The 10,746-nt window shown below is 63.8% G+C and carries 11 protein-coding genes; 2 read left to right on the forward strand and 9 right to left on the reverse strand.

The window, feature by feature from the left end; genetic code table 11:
- Positions 1-37: 37 nt before the first annotated feature.
- From ACAty_RS15750 to ACAty_RS02700, 8 genes are all read right to left on the reverse strand, one after another.
- A complete protein-coding gene (locus ACAty_RS15750; protein WP_153801796.1) occupies positions 38-184 on the reverse strand; it encodes a hypothetical protein in 147 nt (48 codons plus the stop codon).
- A gap of 5 nt (positions 185-189) precedes the next feature.
- Positions 190-1,089, reverse strand: a complete 900-nt coding sequence (locus ACAty_RS02670) for an IS1595 family transposase (protein WP_014002140.1) — start codon at positions 1,087-1,089, stop codon at positions 190-192.
- Between the two features lie 23 nt (positions 1,090-1,112).
- On the reverse strand, positions 1,113-1,649 hold the full coding sequence (locus ACAty_RS02675) for a hypothetical protein (protein ID WP_004867966.1): 537 nt from the start codon (positions 1,647-1,649) through the stop codon (positions 1,113-1,115).
- A gap of 30 nt (positions 1,650-1,679) precedes the next feature.
- Positions 1,680-1,988, reverse strand: a complete 309-nt coding sequence (locus ACAty_RS02680; protein ID WP_004867963.1) for a hypothetical protein — start codon at positions 1,986-1,988, stop codon at positions 1,680-1,682.
- A gap of 304 nt (positions 1,989-2,292) precedes the next feature.
- Complete coding sequence (locus ACAty_RS02685) at positions 2,293-3,693, reverse strand: sigma-54 interaction domain-containing protein (RefSeq protein WP_004867962.1); 1,401 nt, start codon at positions 3,691-3,693, stop codon at positions 2,293-2,295.
- A 93-nt stretch (positions 3,694-3,786) separates the two neighbouring features.
- Positions 3,787-6,000: a primosomal protein N' gene (locus tag ACAty_RS02690; protein ID WP_082179234.1), complete on the reverse strand. Its 2,214-nt coding sequence runs from the start codon at positions 5,998-6,000 to the stop codon at positions 3,787-3,789.
- A gap of 139 nt (positions 6,001-6,139) precedes the next feature.
- On the reverse strand, positions 6,140-7,000 hold the full coding sequence (gene ubiA, locus ACAty_RS02695; RefSeq protein ID WP_004870671.1) for a 4-hydroxybenzoate octaprenyltransferase: 861 nt from the start codon (positions 6,998-7,000) through the stop codon (positions 6,140-6,142).
- 2 nt (positions 7,001-7,002) lie between these two features.
- Complete coding sequence (locus ACAty_RS02700) at positions 7,003-7,521, reverse strand: chorismate--pyruvate lyase family protein (RefSeq protein WP_038471562.1); 519 nt, start codon at positions 7,519-7,521, stop codon at positions 7,003-7,005.
- Positions 7,522-7,665: 144 nt separating this feature from the next.
- Here ACAty_RS02700 and ACAty_RS02705 point away from each other — a divergent pair, with 144 nt between their 5' ends.
- Complete coding sequence (locus ACAty_RS02705) at positions 7,666-8,643, forward strand: cation diffusion facilitator family transporter (protein WP_226824171.1); 978 nt, start codon at positions 7,666-7,668, stop codon at positions 8,641-8,643.
- Here the strand turns inward: ACAty_RS02705 and ACAty_RS02710 are convergent.
- Entirely contained in the window at positions 8,624-9,205 is a 582-nt protein-coding gene (locus ACAty_RS02710; RefSeq protein WP_004870674.1) for a class I SAM-dependent methyltransferase, read from the reverse strand. The two genes, ACAty_RS02705 and ACAty_RS02710, sit on opposite strands and share 20 nt — an antisense overlap.
- A gap of 230 nt (positions 9,206-9,435) precedes the next feature.
- On the opposite strand from ACAty_RS02710, the gene glgC reads away from it, so the two are divergent.
- A complete protein-coding gene (gene glgC / locus ACAty_RS02715) occupies positions 9,436-10,746 on the forward strand; it encodes a glucose-1-phosphate adenylyltransferase (RefSeq protein ID WP_004870675.1) in 1,311 nt (436 codons plus the stop codon).

The raw sequence follows: 10,746 nt of genomic DNA on the forward strand, positions 1-10,746 counted from the left end.
GAGGTATGGACTGACGGTTCAACTACTTCACTGCTTGCTACTGCAACGCTCCGGGCGCGACCCCGAGAGCGAAACTGTTTGCCGAGGCATTGCCTGAACCCGATACCTGGTTCACCTGGGCAATGCCTCCGGCGCCTTTGAAGGCGGTCGCTGCGACCGCAACGCTGGTGACTTCTTCCTTCATGCCTGTTAACCTTTCTCAGCAACAAGCCGGACCGGGATATGTTCCATACAGGCATTGAGCAACCTCAGGGGCAGTTCTGGCTCCCAGAAACGGCGATTGAAGCGATAGACAAACTCGTTCAGATATTCCTGCAGATATTTGCCGGATACCCCATGGAATGTGCCCAAAAGAAAGGCCTTGAGGTTACCAATGGCGATGTGTACCCACGGCAACCACTCGTCCACCTGATGCGGTTTGGTCACGCGCCCCTCATGCTCTTGGCTCTCTCCGAGAACTCGCAGCGCTATTAAGCCGTCGGTGCGGGTAGGTTGCTTGGGGCGCAAGCGTCGCCGCGCGAATTCGCGAATCCGGTCGGCAGAGACCGAAGGCGTCGTCTCGATGGCAATAAAGCCCGCCTTCTTGCCCCGGTTTTCCACGGCAACCAAGATCGGTGTTTTGCCTTCGGCCCCTCGACCGCTCTTCCCCCCAGACCGGCGTCCACCGACAAAGGCATCGTCCAACTCTACCAGCCCTTCCAAGCGATACAGACTGTCGCGATCGCCCATGGCGCGGCGCATGCGGCGCAACATCCGGTGAGCCGTGATCCAGGAGACCCCAATCTGCTTCGACAGCCGCAGGGCGGACAATCCGCCCTTGTCGCTCGCCATCAAATAGATGGCCAGGAACCATTGCACCAGGGGCACATTGGACGAATGAAAAATTGTGCCGGCCGTCACCGAGGTCTGATGGCGACAGTGCCCGCACTGAAAGAGTTTTCGTCCGGCGATCCAGTATCCGCGGTCATGGCCGCATTTCGGACATCGAAACCCCTCGGGCCAGCGCTTTTGTTTCAGCGCCTCCAAGCAGGCCTCTTCCGTGCCAAACCGCGCTTGCCACTGCAAGAGGTTCGTCGCTTCAGCTTTCATCTCAGACCTCCTTTCTCTATGCCTCACAGAGAGTTAGAGCTTGATTGCTGAGAATGATTCAGAGGCATGTCTTCCTTTGTGGTCTTGTTCAGGGTGCTGCCCGAGATGCTGGGCAGGCTGGTGGCTAGCACCGCGTTGGTCACAGGCTGTGACGCGCCGAGGACGATGCCGAGCTGATTGCTCTCGCGGTTGGCGGAACCTGCAGCCTGATTGATGGCGAGGATGCCCGTCGCATTGTTGAGGGCGTTGCCGGTGATCTGCGTGCTCTGGCTGGTCACGGACGGGCTGCCAGACTTGACTTGGTTCTTCTGCACGACGGCATCCGGTGCGTTCACACCCTGGCCGTTGGGGCTCATGATGACGCTGGCGACGTTCGCTTGCAGGTTATCGTTGCCCGCAGCCAGATTGGCCATGGTTGCGCCGCGCACGTTGCTCATGGCGTTGTCGGAGATGATGGAGCTCAGGGAATTGCCCAGTACCGCTGGAGCAGCGTAGAGCATGGGGCTCACCGACCCGGACAGCAGGGCGATGGCGATTCCGATAAAGCGTTGGCTGGACATGAATCGTTCTCCCGGATGTGTGCGGAAACCCTATTGACCGACGCGCATGGAGGCACTTTGCAGGTTGGCGCCGCCACTTTGCATACTGATGCTGTTACCCCCCTTACCTTGAAGCTCATCCCAGAGCACGACACCGTTGCCGTTTTGGTGGATGAGTTTGGGGAGGTTCACGGGGATCCCTTTACCGTTGACTTGGGCCAGGTGCTGGTTGTTGAGCGCTTCGGCCTGGATTCCCGGGAGTGCCGGGGCGGCGACGCTGGCGATGCTCCAACAGGCGGTACTGGCGGCGGCTAGGAGCATCCACAGTCGGCTTCTGGAACGGTGCATCTGGAGCAGCATGGCGAAGTCCTCAAGATGGTTCGCCACTACCTTAGCAAGCGCCGTGCCAAAGGGATAAGGTGCTGAAAATTCTGGTGTAGAGCCTCGTCTCCCGGGTGCGGGGACGCCGTGGGGGTTTCATTTTTGAGACGTCGCCGTGGCGCGGCGTGCGCTCAGGCTCCGCAAAGCGATGGTTTTCCTTTGGGAATCCATCGGATAGCAAGCGGCAGTCGGTGTTTGTAAAGCATGCGATACAAATGCCGCCTCTCGCCGCTAAGTGCTTATATGGAAGAGAACTTGCACTTGTACAGGCGGGGTGGATGGTTCAGCTTTTCTGGGTCGGCGGGGTGATGCCGTGCTTTTCCATCAATCGGTACAGCGAGACCCGGGAGATCTGCAGTTGTTCGGCGGCGCGGGTGACGCTGCCCAAGTTGTCCGCCAGGGCCGAGCGGATGGCGTCGCGCTCCGCCAGGTCGCGCGCTTGGTTGAGGGAAACGCGAATGCGGGAATTGCGGCGCCGTTCCAGGCCAAGGTCGGCGGCGGTGATGAGGAACTTGTCGCACATGACCATGGCGCGGCGCACGCGGTTGATGAGCTCGCGGATGTTTCCGGGCCAGTCGTAGTTGGCCATGATCTGCAGGGCATCTTCGCTGAAGCCCTTGACGCGCTGGCCGCGCTCGTCGGCAAAGCGGTTGAAGACGTACTGGGCGAGCAGGGGTATGTCGCCCTCGCGATCGCGCAGCGGCGGCATCCGGATCTGCAGGACATTGAGGCGGTAATAGAGGTCTTGCCGGAAGTTGCCCAGCTGTATGGCTTTTTCGAGATCGACGTGGGTAGCGGCCAGCACGCGCACGTCCACCGCGATGTCTTCGCGCCCGCCCACGCGCTGAATGGTCTGCTCCTGCAGGAAACGCAGCAGATTGACCTGCAGGTCCAGGGGAAGGTCGCCGATCTCGTCCAGGAAGAGGGTACCGCCCGAGGCGCTTTCGATGCGCCCGATCTTGCGCTCGTGGGCACCGGTGAAGGAGCCCTTCTCGTGGCCGAAAAGCTCGGAGTGGATGAGATTGGCGGGCAGCGCGCCGCAGTTGACGGCAACGAAGGGGCCGTCCTTGCGGCTGGAGCGCTCATGAATGGCCTGGGCGGCCAGTTCCTTGCCGGTGCCGCTCTCGCCCGTAATGAGTACCGGGGCATCGGTGGAGGCGACCTTGCGTATGTCCTGGTAGATCTGCTGCATCACCGGGCTTGCGCCCACCATCTCCACTTCCTTGCTGGCGCCGGGTTCGTGTGGCGCTATATACAGGGCGTCCTCGGCAATCTCGGCCATCCCTGCAGCGTGGCCCAGGATCACCAGGAGCCGGGCGGTGTTGATGGGCTGCGTGTGATAGTCGTAAAAGGCACTGCCGATGAGCTTGCGGATGCTGGTGTCTTCCAGGGCCTTGCGCGGCAGCAGCGCAATCCAGCGCAGGTGGGGGTGGTGGGCGATGATGGACTCGATCTTCTGACCGCTGGTGAGGAGATCCTTTTCATCGAAGCCGATGACGGCGGCGGCTGGCCGGATTTTGCTCAGGGCGCCAGGGGCGTCGTCGATGTGGGCGGCGAAGGACATGCCCCAGCCCGCGGATTCCAGCTCGGCCAGGGAGCTGGCGATGATGGCGCGGGGACCGACGTAGAGGAGGCTGCGGGCAACTGCGGTGGATTGCGCGCGGGGACTCCGTTTTGCTGCCATTACGACTCCTTTGGCCCTTGTCCTTGTCGCGCTAGATTAGTCGAAAAGGTCACCGTCGACAAAGGAGTGCGAGCGGTCTTCGGGATCTGCAGGTCAGAAGTTGAGGGGATCGACGTCCACGACCCAACGCACACGCCGACTCTCGGGGCGGGTGCCAAGCTGCGGCAGCCAGTGTTTCAGGGCGCGCTGGAGCTCGCTGCGACGGGCTGCCTCGAGCCAGAGCTCGGCGCGATGAAAGCCGGCACGGCGTTCGAGGAGGCTCGGAAAGGGACCGCTGATCTCGAGCCCGGACGGTGCCCGCTCAGCCGCGGCCGCCAAGAAGCTCTGTACGCGATCGAGGCGATGGGCTTCGGCACGTAACAATGCCAAGGCACGAAAGGGCGGCAGCCGGGCCACGCGGCGTTCTTCGAGCAGGTGCTGGGCGATGGCGGTGTAATCGCCAGCCTGCAGGAGCGCCAGCAGCGGATGCTCGGGGACGTGGCTCTGGAGCAGGGCCCGACCAGGCACACTGCCGCGTCCGGCACGTCCTGCCACTTGCAGGACGGTCTGGGCCAGTCGTTCGGTGGCCCGAAAGTCGGCACTGAAAAGGCTCTGGTCGACGTTGACGATGCCCACCAGAGTCACCCTGGGAAAATGGTGTCCCTTGGCGAGCATCTGGGTGCCGATAAGGATGGCCGGGCCGCTGTGATGGACCTGGGCCAGCACTGCCTCCAACTGACCAGTCTGGGTAATGCAGTCGCGATCGATGCGTAACACCGGGACCCCCGGGAAGCGTTGCCCCAGGTAATCCTCCAGCTGCTCGGTACCGGCACCCACGGGGCGCAGGTCGACGCTGGCGCACTGGGGACACTGATGGGGATGCCCCTCTTCATGCCCACAGTGGTGGCAGCGCAGGCGGCCGGCTTGGCGATGCCAGGTCATGGGGGCGCTGCAACGTGGGCAGAACAGGGCGCTGCCGCAATCGTGGCACAGGAGTGCCGGGGCGTAGCCGCGCCGGTTCAGAAAAAGCAGGACCTGATGCCCGGCTTCCAGGGTCTGGGTACAGGCCTGCAGCAGATCCACGGATAGGCCAGCCTGCAGGAGGCGCCGCCGCATGGGCAGGATGGTCATGGGGGGCAGGTTCATGGCGGTGGCGCGTTGACGCAGCCTCAGGTGCCTATACTTGCCGATGTGAGCGTTATGCAGGCTTTCCAGTGAAGGTGTGGCAGAGCCGAGGACGATGGGTATGGACTCCAGCTGTGCGCGCCGGATGGCCAGATCCCGAGCCGAGTAGAGCCAACCGCTCTGCTGCTTGAAGGAGGGGTCGTGCTCTTCGTCGACGACGATGAGGGCGGGTCGGGCCAGCGGCAGGAAGAGTGCGGACCGGGTGCCGACGATGAGACGGATCCGACCGCTGCGCGCGCCCTGCCAGACGCGCAGGCGTTGCGCCTCACTCTGGCCGGAGTGGTAGCTAGCCACTACCGCGGAGCCGAACCGGGCGCGGCAGCGTTCCAAAAGCTGCGGCGTCAGACCGATCTCCGGCACCAAAAAAAGCACTTGCTGACCTGCTTCTAGATGGGAGCGGGCCGTTTCCAGATAGACCTCGGTCTTACCGCTGCCCGTCACCCCGTCCAGCAGAAAGACGGAAAAATCGCGGGCAGCGCGCAGCGCGGTCACGGCGTCGCGCTGTTCGGGGTGGAGCGCATGGGGTGAGGACTGCAGGTCGAGGACCGGTGCCGGCGCATCCTCCGCGCGCAGCCAGCCGCGGGCGAGCAAACTCGGCAGGGCCGGGCGCAGTGCTGCCGGGAGCTCCTGTCGGCCCAGCGGTCCCGCCTCCCGTAGTAGCTGCAGCAGAGCCGTCTGGCGCGGCCCCAGGCGCGTCGCGGCGTCCGGGCTGGGTTCGTTGCAGGCGTACCTGGGAGCTTCCCCGCTGGTCAGCGGACGCCCGCGGCAGAGCAATGCCGGCAGTGCCGTGGCCCAGACCTCCCCCAGAGGGTGCTGATAGTAGCTGGCGCCAAAGTGCAGAAGGCTTTGGAGGGCGGGAGTCAGCAGGGGTTCGTCGTCGAGGATGGCATCGATGTCCTTGAGCGTCGTCCCGGCGGGCTCGAGGCCGTAGCCCACGACGATGCCGATGCGGTGACCGCGACCAAAGGGTACGCGTACCCGCGTGCCCGTGGGCGGCGGCGGTGTCTTGCAGCGGTAGGAGAAGGTTTGCCGCAGCGGCGCAAAGACGGCGACCTCCAGCGTGCAATCCGTTTGCGTGATGGTCTGTGTGCAGAGCCGTGACAAAGGGCGAAAGTCATTGTCATCCTTGAGCTTGCTTGCCATGCCTAAAAAATAGGCAGAGATAACTCATTGAAAAACCGATAGTAAAAAATTTCCCTTGGCGGATCAGCAGGATCGACGGTGGAGACTTCCAGGCAAACGAGACTGTGTATAAGTTTCCGTTCATGAACGGCCCTTCCGTTCAGTGCGCGAGACCGGCGCTGATGCCCCAGAAGATCACCAGCCCGACCCAGTTGTTGTGGAGAAAGGCGCGCAGGGCGGCGTCGCGATCGCCGTCGAGCCAGCGCTGCTGAAAGGCCATGAGCAGGGCCGCTGCGCTGAGCCCGACCCAGAAGGGCCAGTGCAGGTTTTGGTGCAGGCCGATGGCGGCAAGGATGACGATTGCCGCCGCATCGAAGAGTGCGATGGCCAGCCAGTCGAAGCGGCCGAAAAGAATGGCGGTGGAGCGCACACCGGCCTTGAGGTCGTCCGGGCGGTCGGACATGGCGTAGGCGGTATCGTAGGCCATGACCCAACAGAAGTTGGCAAGCATGAGCCACCAGGCAAGGCTCGGTACCCGATCCAGGACCGCGGCGAAGGCCATGGGAATACCGAAGGAAAAGGCGATACCCAGGAAGGCCTGGGGCAGGTGCGTGAAACGCTTGAACAGGGGATAGGCGATGCTGATGGCTACCGCCGGCAGTGCCAGGAGGATGGTGAGGCGATTGAGAAAGGGCAGGAGTGCTGCGGCCAGAAGCAGGAGCAGGATGAACAGCACCAAGGCCTCACGCCGGGTGATCTGGCCAGCGGCAAGGGGGCGCTGGCAGGTGCGGGCCACCTGACGGTCAAAATCGCGATCGAAAAAGTCGTTGATCACGCAGCCTGCGGCACGCATGAGCCAGGTACCCATCGTGAAAATCAGAAAAAGTCCAAGGGGGGGATTGCCGCCGGCAGCGAGCCACAGGGCCCAGTAGGTTGGCCAGAGCAGCAGGAGCACGCCTATGGGGCGATCGATACGCATCAGGGCGGCGTAGGCGCGCAGTTTGTCGGGGTGGGCAAGCATCGTCAGTTCCTTCCCCGCCCACGCCAGGTGGGCAGATCCGGCAGGAAGTGCTCTATGACCAGTACCCGGGTATTGCCGCGCCACAACAGGGAGTGGCGCCACCAACGCCGGTTCTGGCCCCAGGCCGGGGTACAGTGGATGTGCAAGGGCCCCCGGCGCAGGCGCCGGTGACGGAAGAGGGTGTTGCCGATGGGGCGGCTGCCGTGTCGCGTCAGCGGTCGCAGACCCCGCCCAATGGCGTTCAGCGCAAAGCAGGTACGTGCGCGGATGGCGGGGTGCCGTGGATCGGGACCGTGCAGCAGGACCTCCCGCCAGAAGACGGCACTCCGCCGACCGAGGCCCAGCCATCTGGCCTCCGCAGGGCTAGGGCGACTGCGACCGCTGGCCAGCAGCTGCGCGCGCGGCCAGTGCGGGTCCGAGCCATAGGCGCGACGCAGGGCGGCGGTGAGGGAGGCGGGCAAGGCAAGCCAAGGCCAGAGCCCTCGGGGTCCGTAGCGGCGGGGTTGGAGACGCGATCGCATGGGCTCGGATATTCCAGACTTTTGTCCACAGGGTCAATCGTGGACCGCTTCCGTGCTCGGCTCTGGCGCGATGGTGCGCGAGGGGCGAGAATAGGCAGAAATCGCAGGGTTCTGGGGGCATCCGTGGTCCATTCCAGCACGTCCATGACATCGACGAAGGCGCAGCCCGTCGGCAGCCTTGGGCACCCCCATGGGCACGACCATCACCAGCACCGCCATGGGCACAATGTGGCCGGCGGTGGGCGCGCTCTGCTCTGGAGCCTTCTGCTCATTCTCAGCTACGCACTCATCGAAGCCGTGGCTGGCTGGCGTGCCGACTCCATGGCGCTCCTCGGCGATGCCGGACACATGCTCACCGATGGCGTGGCGCTGGGCCTGGCGGCTCTGGCGGCGCGCCTGGGACAGCGTCCCCCATCGCCGCGCCACAGTTTTGGTCTGGGACGCGTGGAGGTGCTGGCGGCGGTTTTCAACGTGCTACTGATGTTGGGTATCGTCTCGGCCATCGGTGTCGAGGCCGTGCGCCGTCTGCTGTACCCAGAGGCGGTGGATGGACCCGTGGTCATCGGCGTTGCCGCCTTCGGTTTTCTCCTGAACCTTGCCATCGCCCTCCTGCTCATGAAGGAGGCGCACTCCTTCAACCAGCGTGCGGCCCTGTTGCACGTACTCGGAGATCTTTTGGGTTCCTTGGCTGCCATCGTCGCCGGTGTGGTCATCGTCAGCACCGGCTGGGATCCCATCGACCCCATCCTGTCGCTCTTCATCGGCGCACTGATCCTCTTTTCCAGTTTGCGGCTGCTGCGCGAGACCATCCACGTGCTTCTGGAGGGGACGCCACGCGGTGTGCAGTTGGAGGCGGTGGGTAAGGCCATGGCGGCGGTGCCCGGGGTGGAATCCGTGCACGATCTGCACATCTGGGCCATCGCCAGTGACCGCCTGGCCCTGTCGGCGCACCTACAGTTGCGAGAGCTTGCGCTCTGGCCGGATATCCTCAGTCGGGAGCAGGAGCTCTTGGCGGAGCACTTTGGTATCGCCCACGTCACCCTGCAGCCGGAGCTGGACCAACACCCGCTGCGGCGCTGGGCCGAGGCTCCGACCGACCTGCTCAGGCGTCCGGATGCCTGAGGGAAAAGCGGTCTACCCGTGCCGGCGGTAGATTGCGCCAGATGAAGTGGCGGCCATCGTGCACGAACACCTGTGGGATTATCGCCTGACAGGAGCTTCTGGAGTGGTAGGTGAACTGGATGAACACGGTGCCGGCGCGGCCGATGGCGGGGAACTGGTCCAGAATCTGCTGCACCAGGGAGCTTGGCATACTGCGCAGCGGCAGGCTGGAAACGATGGCGCGGGCAGGGCCGCGCTGGTGGAGGTAGTCGCCAAGGCGCGCAGCGTCGCCCTCGATGACCTCGACCCCCGGGAAGCGCTGGCGCAGGTGGGCGACCATGCGAGGGGAGCGTTCCACGAGAACGAGGTCCGCTGGCGCGATACCGCGTTCCAGGAGCGCGCGGGTCACGGGCCCAAGGCCGGGCCCGAGCTCCAGCACCAGGCCTTCACCCTCGGGGACCAGGGCCGCCATCTTGCGGGCGAGGTAGGGGGAGCTGGGAAAAACGGCGCCGATGGCGCGGGGGTCGCGCAAGAATTCGCGGGTGAAATGCCAGAAGCCGGGTCTGCTGGGGGTCGTGCTCATGCGGTTCCTCGTCTTCGGACCCGCCGCTGCGGGAGTCTGTTGAGACTAGCACGGCGGCGCCCAGGCGTCTTCATTCTGGCCTTGCCAGCCTCGCTGTCCTTCGGTTAACGTCAGCGTGGGCGCTCAGGCGTTTGGCCAGGCCTAGCCGGGGGGTTGCCGCTGAGAATAGGCAGCACAGGCTATACTGTGTTCAGAAGCTTGCATTGGGACGCAATGGGAGGAGGGCTGCCATGTCTGAGGATGGAATCACCGGTGTCGCCAACTCCCCGCGCTTCGTCAGTAATCTGACCAAGAACTCCCTGGCGCTGGTCCTCGCCGGGGGGCGCGGCAGTCGTCTGGGACCGCTCACGGACTGGCGTGCCAAGCCGGCGGTACCTTTCGGCGGCAAGTTCCGTATCATCGATTTCTGTCTGTCCAACTGCATCAACTCCGGCATCCGCCGGGTGGGTGTCCTGACCCAATACAAGGCGCACAGCCTCATCCGCCACCTGCAGCTCGGCTGGGGTTTCTTGCGCGGCGAATTCAGTGAATTCATCGAGATTCTGCCCGCCCAGCAGCGTATGAACACCGGCTGGTACAAAGGTACTGCCGACGCCATCTTCCAGAACATCGACATCCTGCGCGCGCACCGGCCCCGCTATGTGGTGATTCTGGCGGGCGATCACATCTATCGCATGGATTACGGGCAGATGTTGGCCGAGCACGTGCAGACCCAGGCGGATATGACCGTAGCCTGTATCGAGGTGGGTCTAGAGGAGGCGCGCAGTTTTGGGGTGATGTCCGTCAATCATGAGGATCGGGTGGTGGCCTTCACGGAGAAACCTGCCGAACCCGTCCCCATTCCCGGGCAGTCCGATCGCGCCCTGGCCAGTATGGGCATCTACGTCTTCAATACGGATTTCCTGTACGAGCAGTTGATCCGCGATGCCGACGATCCGCAATCCAGCCACGACTTTGGTCACGACCTCATTCCCTACATGGTGCCGCGCTATCGGGTGATTGCCCACCGCTTTCGCCACAGCTGCATTTCCAGCGCCGGCAGTGGCAACCCGCAGCGCTGTTATTGGCGGGATGTGGGTACCATCGATGCCTACTGGGCGGCGAACATCGATCTCGTGCACGTCACACCCGATCTCGACCTCTACGACAGCCGCTGGCCCATCTGGACTTATCAGGAGCAGTTGCCGCCCGCCAAGTTCGTCTTCGACGACGAGGGCAGACGCGGTGTGGCCCTGGACAGTCTGGTGTCGGGAGGCTGCATCATCAGTGGTGCCACCGTCCGGCGCTCCCTGCTCTTTTCCAACGTGCGCGTCAACGATGGCAATACCCTGGTGGAGGATTCGGTGATCCTGCCCAACGTGCGCATGGGGGAGGGCGCACGGCTACGCAAGGTGGTGGTGGAGAAAGGCGCCATCATTCCACCGGGGCTCGTGGTGGGTGAGGACCCGGTGGAGGATGCCCGGCGTTTTCATCGGACTCCCGGTGGCGTCACCCTCATTACCCCGGAATCTCTGGGGCAACAACTGCACTTCGTGAGATAA

Origin of the sequence: Acidithiobacillus caldus ATCC 51756, assembly GCF_000175575.2 — a bacterium.
GTDB lineage: Bacteria > Pseudomonadota > Gammaproteobacteria > Acidithiobacillales > Acidithiobacillaceae > Acidithiobacillus_A > Acidithiobacillus_A caldus.